19 protein-coding genes and 1 pseudogene are annotated in these 22340 nt (G+C 40.5%); 3 read left to right on the forward strand and 17 right to left on the reverse strand.

The genetic code is table 11. The features are described 5' to 3' along the window. Window position 1: 1 nt before the first annotated feature. Complete coding sequence (locus tag AC4HAI_RS03905; RefSeq protein ID WP_491110520.1) at window positions 2-1375, forward strand: TrkH family potassium uptake protein; 1374 nt, start codon at window positions 2-4, stop codon at window positions 1373-1375. A 10-nt stretch (window positions 1376-1385) separates the two neighbouring features. After that, window positions 1386-2057, forward strand: a complete 672-nt coding sequence (locus tag AC4HAI_RS03910) for a potassium channel family protein (protein WP_491078821.1) — start codon at window positions 1386-1388, stop codon at window positions 2055-2057. Between the two features lie 54 nt (window positions 2058-2111). Here the strand turns inward: AC4HAI_RS03910 and sstT are convergent, their stop codons facing one another. From sstT to pyrH, 9 genes are all read right to left on the reverse strand, one after another. Then, window positions 2112-3338: a serine/threonine transporter SstT gene (gene sstT / locus AC4HAI_RS03915; protein ID WP_491078820.1), complete on the reverse strand. Its 1227-nt coding sequence runs from the start codon at window positions 3336-3338 to the stop codon at window positions 2112-2114. Between the two features lie 133 nt (window positions 3339-3471). Next, window positions 3472-4170, reverse strand: coding sequence for a methionine ABC transporter permease (locus AC4HAI_RS03920; protein WP_491078819.1), 699 nt, complete (start codon window positions 4168-4170; stop codon window positions 3472-3474). Further along, window positions 4167-5228 carry a methionine ABC transporter ATP-binding protein gene (locus AC4HAI_RS03925; RefSeq protein ID WP_491110522.1) on the reverse strand — a complete coding sequence of 354 codons (1062 nt, stop codon included), beginning with the start codon at window positions 5226-5228 and terminating at the stop codon, window positions 4167-4169. Before AC4HAI_RS03925 ends, AC4HAI_RS03920 begins: the two co-directional genes overlap by 4 nt. Then, a complete protein-coding gene (locus tag AC4HAI_RS03930) occupies window positions 5221-6594 on the reverse strand; it encodes a M20/M25/M40 family metallo-hydrolase (RefSeq protein ID WP_491078817.1) in 1374 nt (457 codons plus the stop codon). Before AC4HAI_RS03930 ends, AC4HAI_RS03925 begins: the two co-directional genes overlap by 8 nt. Before the next feature lie 76 nt (window positions 6595-6670). Continuing rightward, window positions 6671-7558 carry a MetQ/NlpA family ABC transporter substrate-binding protein gene (locus AC4HAI_RS03935; RefSeq protein WP_491110524.1) on the reverse strand — a complete coding sequence of 296 codons (888 nt, stop codon included), beginning with the start codon at window positions 7556-7558 and terminating at the stop codon, window positions 6671-6673. A 204-nt stretch (window positions 7559-7762) separates the two neighbouring features. Further along, window positions 7763-8611, reverse strand: a complete 849-nt coding sequence (locus tag AC4HAI_RS03940; protein WP_491110525.1) for a transporter substrate-binding domain-containing protein — start codon at window positions 8609-8611, stop codon at window positions 7763-7765. Window positions 8612-8800: 189 nt separating this feature from the next. Continuing rightward, complete coding sequence (locus AC4HAI_RS03945; RefSeq protein WP_491110526.1) at window positions 8801-9655, reverse strand: CvfB family protein; 855 nt, start codon at window positions 9653-9655, stop codon at window positions 8801-8803. 61 nt (window positions 9656-9716) lie between these two features. Beyond that, window positions 9717-10274, reverse strand: coding sequence for a ribosome recycling factor (gene frr, locus AC4HAI_RS03950; protein ID WP_491110528.1), 558 nt, complete (start codon window positions 10272-10274; stop codon window positions 9717-9719). Between the two features lie 17 nt (window positions 10275-10291). Further along, complete coding sequence (gene pyrH / locus AC4HAI_RS03955; protein ID WP_491078812.1) at window positions 10292-11023, reverse strand: UMP kinase; 732 nt, start codon at window positions 11021-11023, stop codon at window positions 10292-10294. Window positions 11024-11347: 324 nt separating this feature from the next. Here pyrH and AC4HAI_RS03960 point away from each other — a divergent pair, with 324 nt between their 5' ends. Continuing rightward, a complete protein-coding gene (locus tag AC4HAI_RS03960) occupies window positions 11348-12637 on the forward strand; it encodes a glutamate-cysteine ligase family protein (RefSeq protein WP_491110529.1) in 1290 nt (429 codons plus the stop codon). Window positions 12638-12724: 87 nt separating this feature from the next. Here AC4HAI_RS03960 and AC4HAI_RS03965 read toward each other — a convergent pair whose 3' ends face one another. The 8 genes and pseudogenes from AC4HAI_RS03965 to AC4HAI_RS04000 form a co-directional block, all read right to left on the reverse strand. Further along, on the reverse strand, window positions 12725-13675 hold the full coding sequence (locus tag AC4HAI_RS03965; RefSeq protein WP_491078810.1) for a sensor histidine kinase: 951 nt from the start codon (window positions 13673-13675) through the stop codon (window positions 12725-12727). Beyond that, complete coding sequence (locus AC4HAI_RS03970) at window positions 13672-14340, reverse strand: response regulator transcription factor (protein ID WP_491078809.1); 669 nt, start codon at window positions 14338-14340, stop codon at window positions 13672-13674. Before AC4HAI_RS03970 ends, AC4HAI_RS03965 begins: the two co-directional genes overlap by 4 nt. 110 nt (window positions 14341-14450) lie before the next feature. Beyond that, a complete protein-coding gene (locus tag AC4HAI_RS03975) occupies window positions 14451-16400 on the reverse strand; it encodes an ABC transporter permease (RefSeq protein ID WP_491110531.1) in 1950 nt (649 codons plus the stop codon). A gap of 1 nt (window position 16401) precedes the next feature. After that, complete coding sequence (locus AC4HAI_RS03980; protein WP_491078807.1) at window positions 16402-17154, reverse strand: ABC transporter ATP-binding protein; 753 nt, start codon at window positions 17152-17154, stop codon at window positions 16402-16404. A 224-nt stretch (window positions 17155-17378) separates the two neighbouring features. Further along, window positions 17379-17663 (reverse strand): annotated as a pseudogene (locus AC4HAI_RS03985) (type II toxin-antitoxin system RelE family toxin). Further along, on the reverse strand, window positions 17656-17880 hold the full coding sequence (gene relB, locus AC4HAI_RS03990; RefSeq protein ID WP_491110532.1) for a type II toxin-antitoxin system RelB family antitoxin: 225 nt from the start codon (window positions 17878-17880) through the stop codon (window positions 17656-17658). The pseudogene AC4HAI_RS03985 and the gene relB overlap by 8 nt, the downstream one beginning before the upstream one ends. A gap of 221 nt (window positions 17881-18101) precedes the next feature. Continuing rightward, complete coding sequence (locus AC4HAI_RS03995; RefSeq protein ID WP_491110533.1) at window positions 18102-20114, reverse strand: AlwI family type II restriction endonuclease; 2013 nt, start codon at window positions 20112-20114, stop codon at window positions 18102-18104. Continuing rightward, window positions 20114-22264, reverse strand: coding sequence for a Dam family site-specific DNA-(adenine-N6)-methyltransferase (locus tag AC4HAI_RS04000; RefSeq protein ID WP_491110534.1), 2151 nt, complete (start codon window positions 22262-22264; stop codon window positions 20114-20116). Before AC4HAI_RS04000 ends, AC4HAI_RS03995 begins: the two co-directional genes overlap by 1 nt. Window positions 22265-22340 lie beyond the last annotated feature (76 nt).

Consider the following 22340-nt stretch of genomic DNA (forward strand, 5'->3'; position numbering starts at 1 on the left):
CATGACTAAGTTTTTCAGACACCTTTCTATCGTTCAGATGATTAGTTTGAGTTTTCTGGCTGTCATTCTAATCGGTAGTCTTCTTTTGTCCTTGCCAATCATGCATTATGACCAAGCTCCTAGTACTAGTTATTTAGATCATCTCTTTAATACGGTCTCTATGGTCTGTGTCACGGGCTTATCTGTCTTTGCTGTCGGAGAAGTCTACAATGGACTTGGTCAGCTCCTAGTCATGCTACTGATGCAGATCGGTGGACTTGGTCTGGTGAGTTTGATTGCAGTGGGTTACTATAGTATCAACCTCAAGCTCTCGCTTAGAGATCAGGAGCTCCTCCAATCCTCTATAGGTAATAACTCAAATGCTGATCTGAAGGAGCATCTCTTTCGAATTTATAAAATCACTTTTAGCTTAGAAGCCTTGGTAGCTTTGACACTAATGGTTGATTTTATTCCACGCTTTGGTCTAGGACACGGGATCTTCAACAGCCTCTTTTTAGCCATCTCTGCCTTTTGTAATGCTGGCTTTGATAACCTAGGCAACAGCAGTCTCATCAATTATAAGCTCAACTGGGTCATCAATCTAGCAGTTGCTTTTGCTATCTTTGCTGGAGGTTTTGGCTTTCAGAATTGGATGGCCTTGATCGACTTGACAAAAGGCTATCTCTCTCAAAAACCTCGTCAGCTTAAAGTAGCTCTGAGAAAACTAAGCGTCCAGACCCGCCTGGTCTTAGCCATGACAGCTGTAATTCTCCTAGGAGGAAGTCTTTTGGCTTGGGTACTCGAAAGGGATAATCCAGCAACTATAGCTAATCTCAAGGGGAGCCAGCAAGTCTTGGTCAGCTTCTTTCAGACTGTAACCATACGGACAGCTGGCTTTGCTACGATTGACTACACGCAAGCTGGACATTCTTCCAATGTTCTCTTTATGATTCAAATGCTGATCGGTGGAGCTCCCGGCGGTACGGCTGGAGGGATAAAGCTGATTGTCACAGCTATCGTCTTTTTAGTGATTCGGGCAGAATTTTTGGGACAGAGCAAGGTCAGTGTTTATCATCGAACCCTCTCAACCCAGCTCATCAAGCAGGCTATGACTATCTTGGTGGCTTTCTTGGGGGTTTTACTAAGTGCCTATGTTGTCCTGTTAGAGCTGGAGCCTGATCTCTCACCCTTTCGCTTACTCTTTGAAGTCTGCAGTGCCTTAGCTACTGTGGGAGTCTCTATGGATATTACTAGTCATCTCTCAGCAGGGGGACGTTGGGTCATCATGGCCTTGATGTTTATTGGACGTGTCGGTCCGATCACTGTTCTTCTCAGCTTACGTCAAAAGACTATGACAACCATTAACTACGCTAAAACAGATCTCACATTAGGATAAGGAGGACGCTATGTCACAACACATCATTGGAGTCTTGGGTCTAGGTATCTTTGGCTCCACTGCTGCTGAAAAATTAGCGGCATCTGGTCAAGAAGTCATCGCTATTGATAACAATCCTGAGCATGTCGAACCTTTAGCTGATAAGGTTAGCAAGGCTATTATCGGCGATATCACTGATCTTGACACCCTCAAGAATGCAGGTATTGCAGAGTGCCAGAAGGTTATTATCGCTACAGGTAATCATTTGGAAAGTTCAGTATTAGCTCTTATGCACTGTAAAAAATTGCAGGTTCCTTATATTGTTGCCAAAGCTAAAAGTAGTACTTTTGAGGAGGTTCTGCATGAAATAGGGGCAGATCAGGTCATCTCACCTGAACGAGAAACAGGCCTGCGTTTAGCCGCTAATCTGATGCGTGAGCATATCCAAAATATCTTTTATATAGAGGATGGTTTACGCCTGCTAGAGTTCACACTGCCTCAATCCTGGAAGAATCATTCTCTTAGCCAGCTCAATCTTCGCCAAAAATACGACCTCAATGTCATCGGTTATCGCCTCAATCCCAAGGGGGATTTGCAAACAGATCTATCACCTGATACTACTTTTACAGATCAGGCTATTCTGATTGCTGTCACTGGTTCTGATACCTTTGAAAAATATGATGCTCTGAAACGTATCAAATAAAATTGACCATATAAATAAGGCTGAGAACTTTTGTCTCAGCCTCTTTTTTATAGTTTAAGCAGCTTTTTTCTTCCAAGAAGAGTATTCAGCCACTGCTGTAAAGTAAACATCTGTTGACGAATTAAGGGCTGTTTCACACGAGTCTTGGATAACACCAACGATAAAACCAGCTCCCACAACTTGCATGGCTGTATCATTATCAATCCCAAATAAGCTACAGGCTACTGGGATTAAGAGCAAGGATCCCCCAGCCACTCCAGAAGCACCACAGGCTGAAATTGCTGCGACAACGCTGAGAAGAAGGGCTGTCAGAAAGTCAACATGGATACCAAGGGTGGTTGTAGCAGCCAGTGTCAAGATATTGATAGTGATAGCTGCACCCGCCATATTAACTGTAGATCCTAGCGGAATAGACACTGAATAGGTATCTGGGTCTAGGCCTAGGTCCTCACAGAGCTTCATATTTACAGGAATGTTAGCCGCAGATGAGCGTGTGAAAAAGGCTGTAATCCCAGACTCACGCAGGCAGCGCAGAACCAAAGGATAGGGATTTCGTCCCATCATGACAAATCCAATTAAAGGATTGACTACCAAGGCTACAAAGATCATAGTACCAACCAGGACTAGGATCAAAACGCCGTACTTGGAGAGGATTCCGACACCATTTTCAGCGATGGCCTTAAAAACTAAACCGAGGATACCAAAGGGGGCTAAGTTAATGATCCACCGCACCACCTGACTGGTTGTTTCAGCCATGGTATTGAGCAAATCCTTGGTGTGCTCACTGGCTGTACGCATGGCAAATCCAAAGACAACAGCCCAAACTAAAACACCGATATAGTTTGCTTGGGCAATGGCATTGATTGGATTGTCTACCATATTTAAAAGAAGGGACTGAAAAACAGAGCCAATGCCCTTAGGCGACTGAGCTACGTCGGAGGCAGCTTTCGCTGCCTGCTCTGAAAGAGGGATAGTGATAGGAAAGATATAATGGGAAACAACGGCGCTCAAGGCCGCTGCAAAGGTCCCAAATAGGTAGAGTAAGACAATAGTCAACATATTGGACTTTTGACCCTCGCGTGTTTGCGATAAAGCATTGGCCACGAGGGCAAACACTAAGAGCGGTGCTACCGCTTTAAGTCCACCTACAAATAGCTCACCTAAAAGTCCAATAATCGTAGCCTTACGGGCAACAATCCCTAGAATAGCACCTAGCAGGACACCGATAGCGATGCGCTTGAGCAGACTGGTACGATTCCAGACTGTAAAGATATGTTTCATCAGAAGATCTCCTTATTTATCGAATGCCTATTATCAGAAAGTTTTCACTATAGACCCTCTAATCATAATATAATTCTAGTAGCAGGTCAATCTCATTTTCATAAGAAAAGGCCTAATGGCCTTTCTAGCGAGACTAACGGTGGCTGATCTTTCGTGAAAGCCAGTCACCAGAAAATTGGATAATGATGATAATCAATAAAATCAGCAGGGTCGCTACTAAAGTGACATCCGTTTGGTTATACTGATCCCCAATATTGATAGCCATATCTCCTAAACCACCAGCACCAATGGCTCCTGCCATGGCTGTCTCACCAACAACTGAGATCAGTGTCACAGTAGAAACACGAACCAGCTCTGGTAGTCCCTCGCTTAAGTAGACCTTGATAATGTCCCAGAGGTTGGCTCCACTCGCTTGAGAGGCTTCGATGACGCCTGAGTCTAACTCAGAAAAGATCACCTGTACCTGACGAGCAAAGAATGGGAAAGTCGCAAAAGATAGGGGAACAATCGCTGCAGTAGCTTCGATGGTGGAGCCCACCAGTACCTTAGTGAAACCACCTAAAACTGCTACTAAAATAATAAAGGGGATAGCCCTAAAGATCGAAACGAACTTGTCCAAAATCCAGTAGATAGGACGGTTAGCAATCACACCACGAGGACCCATCAAGACTAAAAATAACCCTGCGATCAGACCGGCTGTCGCACCGATGAGAAAGCCCCAAAAAGTCATATAGAGGGTTGCCTTAATAGCATCCCACCAACCATCAGTTAAGCCACCTGTCCAGCCAATATCATAGACATTTGGCAAATATGTTTTAATCCAATCCATCATGCACGATCTCCTTTCAGAATGGCAACACTAACGTTTGATTTTTCAATCTCCTTGAGTGCTTCTGAGACCTGCTGGCCAGACAGCACGACGATCATCTCACCCACAGGCGTATTGTCTAAGATTTCAATATTGGCATAGAGAATGTTGGCTGTGACCTGAAATTCTCTGTAAATGGTATTAAGCAAGGGTTCATCCGTTGAGGCACCTGCATAGCGTAAGCGCACTAGATAGTCTCCTGCAGCCAGATTTTCAACAGCTTCTTGCTGGTTAATCTTGTCCAGTGCTTCATCAATACCGGTTGCTGTCTTGATAAAGTCTTGAGTTAGCTCTTCTTTTGGATTAGCAAAGATATCCAAAACACTGCCTTCCTCGATCAGGTGACCATTTTGCATAACGGCTACACGGTTGCAGATATCCTTGACAATCTGCATTTCATGAGTGATCATGACGACCGTCAAACCGAGTTTTTCATTGAGATCCTTTAGCAAGGCCAGAATTTGCTTAGTCGTTTTAGGGTCCAAGGCAGAGGTCGATTCATCTGAAATCAAAATTTTAGGGTCATTAGCTAGGGCACGTGCAATGGCTACCCGCTGTTTTTGCCCCCCTGAAAGCTGGGCAGGGTAATTTTCTGAGCGATCTTCTAACCCAACTAAGTGTAAGAGATCCTCGACTTTTTTAGCCTTTTCTTCCTTACTCAAATGGGAATGCTTGAGGGCAAAAGCGACATTGTCTCGTACATTTTTTTGAGACATGAGATTGAAATGTTGAAAGATCATACCAATATCCTGACGCTTTTGGCGCAAAGCAGTCCCTTTAAAGGAAACTTCCTGTTGATCAAAGAGAACATCTCCTGCTACTGTCACTTTTCCAGCAGTTGGAATCTGCAAGAGGTTGATGACTCGAACTAAGGTCGATTTCCCAGCACCAGAATAGCCGACAATACCATAGATATCTCCTTGATTAATCTCAACTGAGACATCTTTGACGGCTTCTATGATGCGTTTTTTCTGGTGGAAGGTGATATCAATATGCTCTAAGGATATAATGGGTTTATTCATAAGATTTTATTAACTCCTTAATCAATTCTATGTGGGTATAGTAATCCGCAATGGAGACATTCTCATCTCCCCCATGGTCACGGCTGTTGGGATTGCCAAGACCAAACTCAGCCATGGGAATACCAAGTGCTCGGTGCATCTTGTGCATGGGACCAGTACCTGCAGAGGTCGGTAAGATAGAGATACCAGCTTGATAAAATTGCTTGGCCAGCTCTGTTACACGAATAATAGCATCGGCGGACATATCTGAGCGGTGACTTTCCTCACCCAGGGTATAGATCACTTTGACACGATCAAATCCTTTATCTCTGAGATGGGCTTTGATACATCCTAGGACATAATCCGGTGTCAAGCCGGGCACCAGACGCATCTCCATCTTGGCACTAGCCTGAGAGGGTAAAATTGTCTTGACCCCTTGACCTTGATATCCTGATTGGATACCTTCGATGGATAAGGCTGGCTCAAAATAGTAGGTCTTTAGAAAATCACGTCTTTCTGACTTAAGGGTAGGGAGGCGCAGCCCATATAATTTATGGAGATGCTCCCCATTTTCAATGGCATAGGTCTCCACTAGATCCAGCTCTCGCTGAGTCGGAGGAATGACCTTGTCGTAGATCCCATCGATTAAGATGCGACCTGATTGGTCACGCATACTTTGAAGGGCATTGATCAAATACCAAGGAGCTGATTCAATCACGGCACCAAATTTAGAATGAATATCTACTTCTGCACTCTCAACACTGAGATCAAAAGTCACAATTCCTTTATTGCCCCCTGAAATTTCAAACTGGCCTAAGCTATTTTTTATTCCCTGCTCCCATACCAAAAGATCGGCTGGTATAAGTTCATTGCGATACTTCTCTAAATACTTATCCAGATCCGTAGAGGCTGACTCTTCTGCTCCCTCAATGATAAAGGTGATGTTAACCGGCAGCTCTCCCTCCTCACGGAGGTACTTGCGTACGGCTGTCAGACGAGCCGTAATATGTCCTTTGTCGTCATCAACACCCCGCCCATACATATAACCATCTCGAATGCTCAAGGTAAAGGGATCGTGGGTCCAGGGCTGGTCGCTATCAGCCGGAACTGTATCATAATGATTGTAGAAAATAATAGTCGGCGCCTCTGTTCTTGGACTCTTGAATTTGGCCATAACAAAGGGAGCTGTATAGGACTCATCGATGGTCACTTGGGCACCAACACTGGAAAAAATCTCTCCTAGATAAGCTGCCACCTCTGCTAAACCAATCTGCTGAGCAAAAATAGATTTTTTGGCAATCAAGGTCCGCAGGACTTCAAAATAATGCTGGGCAATATCGTCATTTCTAAATTTTTCAATCTGCTCATCTGGACTGGAAACTGTCATGCTTTCTCCTCATAAAACACGAAATAGAGGCTGAGACGAACCGTCCCAGACCTCTATTGTATCGTCTAGGGTGCTGTTACTTGCTTGATGCTGTTGTATCTGGGGCACCCTTCCAGATTGGAACATCAACACCATTTGATGATTCACTAATTAATTGACCAATTTTCTTCGTTTGATAGACCTTGACTAAGGTCTTGATAGCATCTGCCTTGTCTGATTTTTTCCAATCGCCATTGGCACTGATGACATTGATAAATTTCTTAGAGCTTTCGCCTTTGACATCTTCAGTATAGATCGTTGTCTTGTAGTCGATTTTAGAGGCTTGAGCGTAAGAGTTATTAATAACGGCAGCATCGACATCACCACTGCGAAGAATCTTAGGAAGCTGACCGCCATCAACTGTTGTAAAATCAAAGTTGTGTGGGTTATCAGTGACATCTTTGACTGTTGCTAGGTCCCCTTCTTTGGTTGATAATTTAATCAAGCCAGCTGACTCTAGGAGGAAGAGGGCACGGCTTTGATTAGACGCTTCATTGTTAAAACCGATTTTAGCACCATCTGGGATATCTTTGACATCAGAGTAAACTGCTTTATTACCTTTGGTCTTAGAAAAGAGGCGGATAGGGCTGATCAAAGTATCACCTACAGAAACGATATTTGTCTTATGAGTATCGTTCCACTCATTCATGAAGTCGTAGGTCTGGAAGGCATTGACATCAATATCACCAGAGTCTAGCGCATCATTAGGTTCAGAGTATTTTGCAAACTCTACGAACTCTAATTTGACTCCTTCCTTCTCAGCATCTTTTGCAACCTGATCCCAGATAGGTTTAGACACTTCATCCAGAGTCATAACACCGACTCTCAGGGTGCTTTTATCGCTTTCTTTATTACCACAAGCTACAAGAATAATGGATGCTAGGGCGATGAGCCCAAAGGCACCTAAAAATTTTTTAAAGGTCATAGCTAGTCTCCATTTCTATTAGTTATGTCCCTATTATCCCACAGCCCTCTTGTCCTTTCAAATTGTTTATAATTGTATATACATATAGGTAAAAACTATAGGACCTCTCTAGGCAGAAGAATAGGGAGAATAACTATTGAAAATAAAAAAACAAGGAGGATCATATCCTAAACGGATTGATTCCTACCTCGCTATTATTAATTATTATTTTGTAGGGACTTTCATTTCATCGGCTACTGGTGCATAGTCTTCCTTACCTAGGTATTTCTTAGATAATTTAGCCAGGGTGCCATCTTTTTGAAGCTCTACCAAACGCTTATTGACAAAGTCTTGAAGGTCTTTTTGATCATTTCCAAAGACAAAATAAACAGAGTCATTAATATCAGCACCGATATCTTTGGTATCAAAGTCGATCAGTTTAATGTCTTTAAGGTTTTGTTCTTTGATAATTGATTTAACTGATTGGGTTTCAAAGATCTTATAGTCATACTTACCATTGTTGACATTGCTCAGCATTTGACTGATATCTTCCTTGGTATAGCTTACCTTGGTTTGATCATTACTGTTCTTCTTGTTGTAGTCTTCTAGCATAGAAGCTGTTGATGTCCCAGCAACAACCTGTGTAGACTTACCAGTGATATCATCAATACTATTGATACCGCTATCCTTGTTAACCGCTAGGACCAAAGGATTTTTGGCAATAGGGTTAGAATAGAGGAAGTTCTTACGTTCTTCATTGTAACTAATATTATTACCTGCCATTTGGAATTTACCTTGCTGGACACTGGTGAAGAGCGATGACCATTCCGATTTTTTGAATTCTACTTCATACTTATCAGAATCCTTAAAGACAGCCTTTGCGACTTCAATATCGTAACCAGTCAACTCGCCCTTTTTTTCTGAGTAAGAGAAGGGGCGAGTAGTCCCTACTGTCCCGAAGATAACTTTCTCTTTTTCGGAATTAGAAGATGACTTGCCTGAACTACATGCTGCCAAGATGGCAACAGAAGCCATTGCAACAGCACTGATCTTCAAAATATTTTTAAGCTTCATATTACTTCTCCTCTAGTTATATAGTGAATTAATCATAGCACCTTTACAAAAGGACTACAAATATTTATAACTTATCAAGGTGATAAAAAATAATTATCACCTACCTCATATCAGGCTACCTTAGCTGGTTTAGGCTTTATCTAGCGACGGCACTAAGACAGCTCTAAGAAGCAGGCGAGCAGGATTTTCTCACAGGAGCTCTGTCCCTGATGAATCTTGCTTGATCTTTCCTGCCTTCATGAGACTGCCTAGCGCCTTTTTAAATTGACTCTTAGAAATAGCAAACGTCGCCTTGATATCCTCAGGTGAGGACTTATCATTGAGGGTCATAAATCCTGCATTGGCCTCTAAGTAGGTCAAAATCATTTGGGCATCATTTTCTAACATTTCAAATGAACGTGGTTTCAATGACAGATTAAGTGTACGATCTGCCTGTCTAAATCCAATAACACGGGTCTGAAGTTCCTCACCCAGACGAGGCTCTTGATAGCGTTCACTGGGATGGATGAAGCCCAACATATTGTTGTCAGGCAGATAGACAAAAGTTCCAGATAATTTTAGGCGGTAGACAATCGCTCGTAAATTTTGATTGTGCATATTATCATAGGCTGGTCTGGCTATATGTTGGAAGACTTCTGGATCTGCTGGTATAGCCCAAATACGGTCTTTTTTATCCAACTCTAGCTTGACATAGAGTTTATCCCCTTTTTTGGGCCAGAGTTCCTTGAGTTCTGGCAAGACATCCAAGGATACTACGACTTGCTTGTCAGGAAGTCCCGTATCAACAAAGACACCTAGATCACGACGAACCTCTGTCACTTCACCCCAGCCATAGCCATCACGGGACGCTGTGATAGGAAGTGTGGTCAGGCGCAACTTTTGGTGCTGATCCATATAAGCAAATCCCTGGACCATATCACCAAGGGCATACTCTCCCTCACTTTTATCTAGGGCTAAGGTTTGCCCATCTTTTTGGGCAAAGTAAAATCTGTCATTTTCATCTGTGACCATAGCCATGATGGTCTGCGCTAGTAAGTTATTCATCTTATATCCTCTTGAAAAAGCCCGAGACGTTCATGACTGCCTCAGGCTATCTTTTTGATTATTAAACTGTTAGGATTTCTTTTTCCTTCTCAGCAATCATGCTATCAATTTTCTTGATCGCTTCATCCGTCGCTTTTTGGATATCATTTTCCAGAGTCTTCAACTCATCTTCTGTGATTTCTTTGGCTTTTTCTTGCTTTTTAGCCTCATCCATGGCATCACGGCGGATATTGCGGATGGCAATTTTAGCGTTCTCACCAGTCTTCTTGACTTCCTTGGCTAACTCTTTACGAGTTTCTTCAGTCAGAGCTGGAATCACCAAACGGATGACAGAGCCATCATTAGCGGGGTTAATCCCAAGATCAGACTCATTAATAGCACGCTCGATATCCTTGATAGATCCCTTATCAAAAGGTGAAATCAAGAGAACACGTGCTTCTGGCACAGTGATGGAAGCTAGCTGATTTAGAGGAGTAGGAGCACCATAGTACTTCACTTCGATACGATCCAGAAGGCTAGCATTAGCACGGCCAGCACGGATAGCAGAAAATTCCCGACCAAGGGAATCATGTGAGTGGGTAAAACGTTCCTTTGCAGTTTCTACGATTGGGTTTGCCATGTTTTCTCTCCTTATGCTTATTTTGATGGGTTATTTGAAACTGTTGTCCCGATGGTTTCACCAAAGACAACACGCTTGATATTGCCTGGCTCATTCATATTGAAGACTACTAAATCAATATCATTGTCCATGGACATGGTTGCTGCGGTGGCATCCATAATCTTGAGCCCTTTCTTGATGACTTCGACATGGGTCAGTTCGTCAAACTTAACAGCATCCGCATTTTTACGTGGATCATCATTATAAACCCCGTCAACACCATTCTTAGCCATTAGGATGGCATCAGCTTCGATTTCCGCTGCACGAAGGGCTGCGGTGGTATCGGTTGAAAAATAGGGGGATCCAATGCCAGCACCAAAGATGACAATGCGCCCTTTTTCTAGATGACGAAGGGCACGCCCCCGGATATAGGGCTCTGCTACAGACTGCATGGCAATAGCTGTCTGCACACGTGTATCAACGCCAACCTGCTTGAGACTGTCAGCCATAACCAGAGCATTCATGACAGTACCAAGCATACCTGTATAATCGGCTTGAACACGATCCATACCAGCATCGGCCGCTGGCTCTCCACGCCAGAGATTGCCTCCACCGATAACTAAGGCAATCTCAACGCCAGACTCATGGACTTCTGCGATTTCCTTAGCCATCTTTTGGACGGTAGGAAGATTGATACCAACACCTTTTTCCCCTGCCAAGGCTTCGCCTGAGAGCTTGATCAGCACGCGCTTATACTTTGGTTCTACCATTTCCTTCTCCTTCTATCATATCTTAAGTGATGATTGACACTAGCGGTATTTTCCCTAGAACTATGAAAGGAACATCTATACTGATAGATGAGGGAGTTCCACTCTTTCTTAAGGAAAATAGCCGTGTCTCCACTTGACCTTATCCTATTTATTTTATCATAAAAAAAGGTGTTCTCCTAGCAGTTTTATAGATAAAATTTCTTCTAAGATAGGGGATAAGGTTTGACTTAGTCCAATCTCTTATCCCCATTGGCCCTAGCAACTTTATTTTTCTGTTATAATGGTCGGTAATAGATACCCACATGCACAAAGGTAGGACTAATAATGATAAATGCACGAAAACTACTACAAGAAAACTATCTCACTAGACTAAAAACAGATTCTCGTCTCTTTATTGGTGTTGAATTTGAATTTCCCATTGTTAGCCTGGATAAATCCTCGACTAATACTAATGTCACCAAGGCTCTCCTTGACTACCTTGGAGGGTTAGAGGCTTTTACGATTGGAAAACGTGACCAAGATGAACATGCTATAGAGCTGATTCACAGTCCCAGTCAGGACCATATCGTCTTTGAATTTTCCTATAATGTGATCGAGTTTGCCTTTGAAAAAGCAGAAAGCATTGAAGAGATCGAGAGACGCTTCAAGGACTATCTGGCCCTCATCCAGCCTTGGCTAGCAGAAAGAGGTCATGCTCTCCAAGGACAAGGTATCCATCCAAGCTGGGCTGAGAATGATAATAGTCCCATCAAGACTTCTCGCTACCTCATGCTCATGCGCTATTTACAACTTGGCAAGACCCTAGAAAGAGCTGACTTTCACCATTTTCCAGACTATGGAGGCTTTATCTGCGGCAATCAGGTTCAGCTGGATGTGACGGCAGCTAACTATTTAGACGTGCTCAATGCGTTTAACAAGGTCGAAGCCGTCAAGGCCTATCTTTTTGCCAATTCGCCCTTTGACGGTGCAGACTGGGACACCTTGATTTCTAGAGATATTTTCTGGGAACAATCTATGCACGGTTATTATGAAGAAAATGTCGGCATTTTTCCACGAGAGTTTGCCGATACAGAAGACTATCTGGATTGGCTGGAGCTCAGTTCGATATACACGGTTGAGCGTGATGGTCAGATTTATTATTTTTCACCGATTCGTGCTAGAGACTTTTTAGCTCAAGAGAGCGTCTTAGCCTATGCTCTTGATGGTAGTCAACACGTCATCGTCCCTCGTCCCGAAGATTTTCGCTGGCACCGCGCCTACCACTATCAGGACTTGACTAGGCGGGGGACTGTTGAATTCCGTAGCACCTGTGCTCAAGCACTCGATCAGTCTTTTGTTCCTGTTGCCTTTCACTTAGGTCTTATGGCCAATCTAAATCGTCTCAAAGATCTCCTCAGGGATGAGCCGCTGTTTCACTCCTTTGATCATGACTACAGGGCTATGAGACGCTACTTCTCAAAACCAAGACTTGAGTCACACTATTTAAAAGATATTCACGCCCTTAGCCAATGTGTCTTGGACTGTGCAGAAAGTGGACTCAGGCAACGTGGTTATGGTGAGGAAAGTTATCTAGCTGATCTCATAGCCAAATTAAAATCTGACTACCTACGCTAGTTTGGATTGACTTTTCATCTTTAAAAACCGCTTCTCTAAAGGATAAAATTATCTCTAACCTTTGGGAAGCGGTTTTTGTACGGGGGGTTATGATCTTGTGATTTGAACGCTGGTTCCTTGACCAACTTGACTGCTAATCGCAATAGTCAAGCCAAGCCTGTCCAAGATTTGCTTGGTCATATAGAGCCCTAACCCTGTAGCCTTCTGGTGCTCGTGACCATTATAGCCTGTAAAACCTTCTTCAAATAGTCTGGGAAGATCTTCCTGTAATATCCCTATTCCTTGGTCACTGATAGATATACCTTGCTCAGTCATGGTCAAGGTGATTTGGCTATCGTCATGGGAGTATTTAATAGCATTGTCCAGAATCTGGGCTAGGGCAAAGGTCAACCATTTTTTATCCGTCTCGACCTGCCAATCACCCTCAATGCTCACCGATAGATTTTTAGCAAGGCAGAGGGTGCGATAGGTCTTAACAAGATCGACAGAGAGCTCTCGCACAGAAGTCTTCTCAAAACGAAAGTCATCATTGTACTGGCTAAATTTTAGGTAGGCTAATAAGGTGTTGAGATAGTTTTGGAGCCGTTGCAGTTGCTGCTCGACTTCGTTCTTGTCCAGCTGCTGAGTTTGGGCCATAAGCGATAGAGCAGAGATCGGCACCTTCATCTGATGGGACCACATTTTAATCATGGCTTCTAGACGATTGCGGTCTTGCACTGTATCCAATAGGATCTCAGCTTCCTTGGCTTTTAGATCAGCGATAATAGCCTGGTAACTTTTGTCACTAGGGGACTGCCATCTTTTAAAATCCGACAGTTCAACATGAACCGCAGTATTATTTAGCTGTTTTAACTTGCTGGAAAAACGGCTATAAAGCCAGAGACTAAAGCCAAGAAACATCAGAGTATTAAAAGCTAGCGTATTGATAAAATAGATCAGAGGCAAATGGTAGAGCCAAAAGTTCAAAAGGAAGAGGACAACCATGAGAGCGTATATCAGATACCAAAGCCCATATTCCTTGATAAATTTCCTAATCATTTGATGATATAGCCTACTCCTCTCACTGTATGGATATGGTTGAAAGCCAAGGGGCTGACTTTTTTACGCAGACGGGTCATATTGACATTTAAGGTGTTTTGGTCGATAAAACTCTCATTTTCCCAGAGCTTTTCCAGCAATTCTTCCTTGGAAACCACTTGATCCTTGTGGGAAAGTAAAATGGTTAAAATCTTATTTTCGGTTGGTGATAAGGTCACCTGCCTATCACCGTTAGACAAAAGACCGTCACGTGTCAGACTAAATTCACCTATATGCAGAACATCAGCCGTAAACTGCTGGGCTCTGCGTAGAAAAGCTGAGATTTTAGCATCTAAAAGGGGCAGCGAAAAAGGTTTGGCAATAAAATCATCACCGCCCATATTGAGTGCCATGACCATGTCCATCTCATCGTCGCTAGAGGAGATAAAGATAATAGGCAGAGTCATGGACTTGCGAATCTCTGTTGTCCAATAAAAGCCATTGAAATAAGGCAGGGTAATATCCATCAATATGAGATCAGGTTTGAACGCTTCAGCTTCTTGACGGACATCACGAAAATTGCGGACACTGGCCACCTGATAGCGGTCTGATAAATGCTGGCTAAGGAGCGATACGATGGTCGGATCATCTTCAACCAGATAAATTTTCCCTTTGGACTGATTCATAGGCGTCCTTTCTAAAGCTAATTTCTCTAGGGAGATTATTAGTCATTTTAACATAAAAGGCCCTGAGTCGAAACTGCCGACCCAGAAGCCCAGGGAGTAATTCTTTGAGATTAGCGCTCAATCAGACGGTAGTATGTGCGACTGGTTAAGCGATAGATGATAAAGTAGATCAAAGCGATAAGCGCAACCGTTATAAGGCTGACAAGGTAGACCAGATTGGAGCTGGATACACCAAAAGCTAGAAGCAGCTGCTTAAGCATGGGAATAGCCATGACAAAGTGCAAGGCAGCAAAGGCCAGGGGCATAAAGAAGACAAGGATAATTTGTGAATTGATGGTCTTTTTTACCTGTCCTTCACTCATACCGACTTCTTGCAAGATACGATAGGACTTCTTGTCTTCATGCCCTTCAGAATATTGTTTATAGTAGATAATCAGGGCTAAGCCCAAAATGAAACTGCTGCCTAGAAGGACACCTGTGAAGAGTAGCCCGCCGAATATCCTATAGCCTTCTGCTAGGTAGTCTTGGCGCGTGTCCAAGATCCCATCATCACCAATAATGCTATTGTTGCCATCTGGCGCAACTTTCTTGATCTCCTTATCAGATAAATCCAGATAGGCTGTATAATTTTCACTAATTGCTGTCATCTTAGATAGGTAGGGATTGTAAGCTGCTACTATAGCCTTGGCTTCCTGGCGATTGGAGACGACTAGGACACCTGAATTGTAGGTCGTTGTAGCGTCTGGCATCTTCACATCTTTAAAGTTTTTGACAACGTCGTAGTGCCGATCAAATAGATCAAGGCTTTTTAGCTGGCTGTTCCCCTTTTGGATATAGAAGGCTGCTTGCTTCTTTTTCAGATGGGGGAGAGCGTTTCCTAATCTACGGAAATCAGATTGGGTGATAACATAGATAAACCCTTGCTTTATAGCACCTTGAGAGATAGTATCAGCCGTCACTTGGATAGACTTTTGTTTGCCTACGGGCATAAATATCATATTGGTTGTATAGTCTATCAGGTTCTTGTCTGATTTATCCAATTTGTCTAGAACATTTGCTTGCAGCTGTTTACGACCATCAGCATCCTTGGTACTATACCTAATTCGAACAGATTTTGGGAAGGTCTCTCTAGCTATATTTTGGGTATTGCTGTAGAGGGACACCGTGGTGGCGATGGTGACCAGAGCCATGACCGCTAACAGGGTGATGCTGGCTAGCCCTGTCGCATTTTGCTTCATGCGAAAGATCATCTGCGAGGTGGTCACAAAATGTTCGGGCTGGTAGTAATAAGCCTTGTTTTTACGACGGTGCTTGAGGTACCAAGTCATAAAACTGATGTAAAAGAGATAGGTCCCTGCAATAACCAATAGTACAGCGATAAAGAAACGGTAGAGGACCACGAGAGCTGCAGAATCGGTAGATGTTAAAGCGAGATAGTAAGCCCAACCCAGTGATAAGAGTCCAGCTGCTGCTAGGATAATATTACCACGAGGTTCTTTTTCCCCTTGCTCCTGCTTACTGAAAAGGTTTAAGGGAGAAGACTTTCTGATATGCCAGAGGGCTGTCAGCTCCAAGACTAGAAAGATCCCTGCAAAAATCAGAATGGTCAGAATAAAGGGCAGGAAGGTCAGTTTTAAATTAAGCCTGTTATAGTCGATAATATTGACAAAAATGAGGTAGAGAAACTTTGAGAAAACGGCACTGAAGACAGAACCTATGAGAGTTAATCCCAAAAAGATGATCCCCAGCTCCAGCGTCGCTATAAAACTGACTTGGGTTTTGTTCATTCCCAACATATTGTAGAGTCCGAATTCACGGCTGCGCTGCTTGAGTAAGATCTTGTAACTATAGCGCTCCATGATGATAGAAAAGATGGTCAGGACAAAAAGTCCTAAAACCAAGGTCGTAGCTCCAGTGCTCATCTCTTTTCCCATAGGGCTGAGTAAAATCAGCCACGATGAACAAAGCAGGGAGAAAAGCAGGAGGCTGGCCAGCATGAAGGGGCCGTACTGACTCGTGGAGTTTTTGAGGTTGCGAACAGCCATTTTTAGATAGAACATCCTACTCACCTCCTAGTAGCGCTGACATGGCTAGCGAAATTTCCTTACTAAAATCTTTATTGCTTTTCTCACCACGGTAGAGCTGGTGGAAAATCCGACCGTCCTTGATGAAAAGAACACGCTTGGCATGACCTGCAGCATTGGCCGAGTGGGTGACCATGAGCAAGGTCTGACCATCCAAATTAATAGTTTCAAAAAGATTGAGCAGGTCTTCCGAGTTACGATAGTCTAGGGCTGCTGTAGGTTCATCAGCTAGCAGAACCTGAGGATTGGCCATAAGGCTTCTAGCTACGGCTACTCTTTGCTTTTGCCCACCGGATAGCTCAAAAGGGCGCTTGTCCAATAATTCTTGGATCCTGAGCAAGGGAGCCAGTTCATTTAAACGGTGATTCATTTCCTGATAGGGTTTTCTATCCAAGACCAGAGGCAAAAAGATATTGTCTCTTACAGAAAGGGTATCCAGCAGGTTAAACTCCTGAAAGACAAAGCCTAGATTTTTCAGCCGAAAACTAGCCAGCTGGCTCTCTTTGATCTTAGTAATATCACGACCATTAAGCATGACGGAGCCTTCCGTTGGTTTCTCTAGGGTCGCCAGAATATTTAAAAGCGTGGTCTTACCAGAACCCGACTCGCCCATAATGGCGATAAATTCGCCATTATCAATCTTAAAGTCGACATCTTGCAGCGCATGGGTCTCTTCCTTGGAAAAGCGCGTGCGGAAAACTTTCTTGAGATGATTAATTTCTAATAGCATTGCTAGCCTCTTTTCTATTTATGATAAGCCAAAATGACTCTCAACATGCAGCTGGAGTGAGCCAAATGGACTTCTTATCTTTAACCACCTTTAGTTTACCGAAAATTTCCTCCCTGAACCTTACAATTTGGCTCTGCATTCTTACAATTTTGTAAGAAAGAGACACTTGCTGTTGGAGTTTTGAGGATAATCAAAACCAAGCCCATAATAAGATGGACTTGGTTTTAATTTTTCCCCTTAAATCTATAAACCTCTGATCGTTTGGCTACATGGACATTCATAATGATAAACTTTTCATCATCAACCTGAGCAATGATTCGATAGGAACCTACACGAAAACGGACATAACCTGAAGGATTTCTCGTTAGGTATTTCTCTGACACCTTGGGAAAGTCAACATTTACCAACTGTTTATCAATTTATTTGGCAATCACCTTCTGTGTTCCCCTATCCAGTTTATCCATGGCCTTGAAAAAGGTCGAAGCATAGCGAACCTGATATTTAGCCATAACGCTTCATCATTTCATCATGAGAGTAGGTCACTTGTCCATCATCAAACCACTCTTGCATAGCCAAATCAGCTTCCTGGATATCATAGAGATCTTCCAATTTTTCTGCCAAAACCTGCGCAATAAATTCGGACTTGCTAATATTGTGGGAACTCGTCCACAAAGTCAGTTTTTCATTTAACTCATCCGACAAACGAACTGAAGTTGGTACAGCCATGAAATCACTCCCTTTAAATTTTTATTTTGTAGTTATATTTTACTACAATTTGAGAGGAGTGAACAAGTCAAATAATTTATAATCCAATAATATATTGTAAATTAAAAGTTCGTTAACTTTTGTCACGTTTAATATATAAAGTGCTTTATTTGATAAAATGCTTATTTATAATTACGCTAAACAGCTCTGAAATTTTTTATCAATTAGTATGAAAAACTCTTCTATTCTAAAACTTCTTCTACTATTGTCTCTCTCCAGCCATTTATAACTTTATGAGGCTTTGAATTATAGTGAGATCTGATTTTATCCAATAAATAGTCTTCTCCAAGATTACGTTTCAAAATAGAGATAATTTCTGAAATAGTCAAAGCAAAAATATTCAGACCGTCGACACTACCCTTAGCTAAAGTTCCATCAAGCTGAATAAAAGATGTTGCTCGAAAAATATTAACCACATTATTATCAACTTCATTCGCCACAAAAATAGTTTGAAGGGGCTTCTCTGTAGACAAAGCTAAGTTTACAGAGTGCCTAATGACAGGCTCTAGCTCTCCACGCTTCTGTGTAGATTTATCCATTAAAGTTACTTCGAGCAACAACATCTTATCAGGATACTCAATTTCAATATCCCCTTTGTTCCCGCCAGCATGTGATAAAGGGAGATTATCAGCTGAAAACGTCAGCTGCATTGATTTTCTTAAGGCAAACTGCTTATTTGAAATATGATACCAAGCAATAGCTAGAATATATTCAAAGATAGTAGGAATTAAGGCATTATCAGTCACAAGTTCTTGAACTTTTTTGTCATTCCTTTGTGAAATTGCTTCTAAAATAGTAATAACTTTTGAAGTAGTAAATTCTTTTTCGATAAATCTCCTAAATTCTTGTTCTTGTCTATCTGCAATAAATTCTTGAATGTTAGAAACATTTAAAATTCCAAATTCCTGAGCAATAGACTTCTCAATTTCCTCGACTTGTTGACCTGTAATATCTAAAATGGTCATCAAGGAATTATCTTGATAAAATGGACTATTTAAATCATTTTCGTAGTTTTCATAACTTTCTTCGCCAGACAGAATGAAATTTGCTCCCATAGATTTGATAATTTTAGGAACAAGCCAAGACTGACCTAGGGAAGCAATACCTTGACTAAAACTAATAATACCGGACAAGGAGAAGATACGCTTGCACATATCACTGTATTCTCGGATCAAATCATTATGTTTCGACCAAGCAAAAACAAGATAAATCTCAAAATATTTCCCAGATAACAATGGATTTTCATCATTTCTATCTAAAAACTCTTGGATAGAATCCCCTTGCTTCGTATCAAAAAGCACCTTCCCACCACCAAAAGCTTTCTTGATATCATTCTCTTTTGAAATTTCAAGAAGAGGTTCTAATTTCTGTTCAGTTTTATTTTCAAGAAAATCAATTAAAGTTAAAACAAAGTGCTTATATTTTAGACTCTTGTTACTACTTTTTCGGTTAGGAAATAATCTTTTGAAATTCTCATCTGTAAAATCATTATTTTCAAACATATTGTGAGCTTCAATTACTCTATCCGTAAGCAAAATATCATCAGAAAACTCTTCATCACGGTATTGATCAAAAGTCTTAGTATTTTTGAAAACAGATTCGTAGTTATCAATAATTTTTTCAATTTTAGCTTTTGAGAATGATGGCTTGATGCTTTCTAAAATCCACAAAAAATCGTTAATCGGAACCTTATCATACTTACTTAAGAAAGCAAGTGCAAAGCGAAAATTATAAAAATACTTATTAGAGTGACTATCATAGATTCGAAGTTTTAATAACTGACGTAGATAAGTTATATTATCCGTTGTTAAACCGAACAGTTTTTCCAGCTTATCAATTTTAACGTCATCACTAGAAATATATCTAATGCCCACAGGAGATAAGCTACGATTAGCATCGATAAATCCCAGTTTAACTAAAGCATTTGTCAAGGTGCGACCACGCTTGTCTAATCCTTTTGTTTCTTTTCGATTTAAATTACCAAAAAGGCTAGTTCCTTCTTCCTCTTCAATTTTAGTAAAATCAGATAAAACAGAACGATAAAATTTATCTTGGCTAACATTATCCCAAACTGAATAAGAAAGGTTATGAGTATTTAGTGTTTTTAGAACTTGTTTATAAATTGGAACCACTTCTTTTACACGAATACTAGTATCACCCATATTAAAGATACTTGTTTGCTCTTTTAATTTCATTACTTTCCTTTCGAATCATAATTTGTAATTAAAACTTCGACAGTTCTACTCGTTTTTGCTTTAGATTGGTAATTACTATTATTGTAATGATGATCTAGGACATGTAGATTATATTTAGAAGCCCAACTCATCAGTTCTTTATTCTCTTTGCCATTATGAATAACAACATTCGATAACGCAAAATATGCTCCCTTTTTATCAACCGTATCTAAATAAGCAAATAACTCCAAATCGTCTTTTAGAGACCATCCTCCGTTTTCATTATAGGTTGCAGTTGTAATACGATATGGAGGATCTGCGTAAATAAAATCACCATCTTTAACTTGATTGATCGTTTTTCTGAAATCTTGATTCTTAATTGTGATGTCATAATTGGCTAAAAGATCATAAAAATCAATGATTTTTGTGCGCATACTCTGGTTAAAATCACGTTTCCCAACAGGTAGATTATATTCACCTTTGCTATTAAAGCGGATTTGATTATTAAATCCAAAAATAATGAGTAAGTAAAATAATATTTCTTTATCAAACATTTCATAGTGTTTATAATTATAGTCATTCCGTAATCTTAAAAATTTTTCCTTATTGTACTGTCCAAGACCAGAAGAACTATTCATTCCATAATAAGCGTAACCATATTTCTGCGTATTAGATAGATCATAATATTCAATAGCTTTATCAACTTTATTTAAAAATTTATTAATATCTTTGTACTTAGATAAATACTTATAAAAATCTATAACTTCAGAATTAATATCATTAATAATATATTTCTTCTTTTTATCGTTATTTAGATTTGCTGTATTCAACGCAACTGTTGCTCCACCAGCAAATAAATCAATGAATTTGTTATATTTTTCTGGAAATAGCGGTAATAGCTGAGGTAGAAGTTTATACTTTCCGCCAGTGTAATTCAATGCACTCTTGATAAATTCTCGTTTCACTTTTCTAAGAGTAGGTCTGACAACACATAAATAGAGTAATTCCTTATGATTTACAATCTTTGATTTACCAGTTGTAAATGGTGTGAACTCTGTTTCAAACACAAAAACCCGCCCACGTTTTTCCAAGCTTTCAATAATTTCCTCGTTAGAAATTTTAGCATTAGACCTTGAATTTCCCTTCTTATTCATGTTGTTATAACTTACTAAGATATATTTTGCATTTATATTTTGAATTAGATCATCAAAAGCTTGCGGGGCTTTACTTTTTGTATAGTCTGATCCCTTTTCAGAACGATTAATTGCTTTCTTAGCTACACCTTCAACATCAGGCTTTTTCCATTCTGCTATATTCTCTAAAACATGGTAAGCATTTTCATAACCTCTGGAATTATATGGAGTGTCAATATAAATTAAATCAGCATAAATTTCTTTGACAAGTTCATTAGCATCTCTATTGAAAATTTCATTTTTATGATTTTGATTATATTCCGGTACTCTTAAAAATATTGGATTATGAGAATCCATTTTTTGTCTAAAAGCATCATAGTGACCAACTGTATTTGCAACTTTATCTATTGCATAAAGTAAGCTAGTCAATATCATAAAATACTCTCGCTGATTTAAAGATCTGTACGTTTCTATTTTTTCACGAATAGCATCTATCTTTTGAGCATTCTCTTTAGAAAAATAAGAATTACCAAAATTTTTATATACATATCCCTTTTTTGGTTTCAGATTATTTAATTCATCAATGATATGGGAAACCTTACCAATATCTATAGTTTCATTTGAAAACCAAGTATGGAAAGAGACAAAATTACTATAAAGAATATCATTTACGATAACTTTTTTACCTTGTTTTCTAAACAAGTCAGCTACAACTCCAGTCCCTCCAAAAACATCTGCAACACTTTCTATATCTGATAAGTTCTCAGTTACTACAGTATTAATAAAATCTAACATTTTTTGTTTACTACCAAGATAGCGTCTGTTCCCTATTTGTAGTCTCTCTTGTTTTTTGGCAATATAAAAAGCCGAAGCACCTTCAGAAATCAGAGAGATAATTTCTTTCTCATTTTCCTTACTCCAAACATAGGCTGAACGATGATTCTTTTGAGGACGAGATATTTTTCCTTGTTGGATCCAGTTATTTAATGTCTGTCTAGTAATGTCGTATTTTTTAGCTATTTCTTGTGTTTTTAACATTTAGGCATCTAACTCCTTTTACAGTAAAAGTATATCATACTGAATCTAAAATACAAAGTAATCAACAAAATATATA

This window comes from Streptococcus sp. ALY_208 (assembly GCF_058314295.1).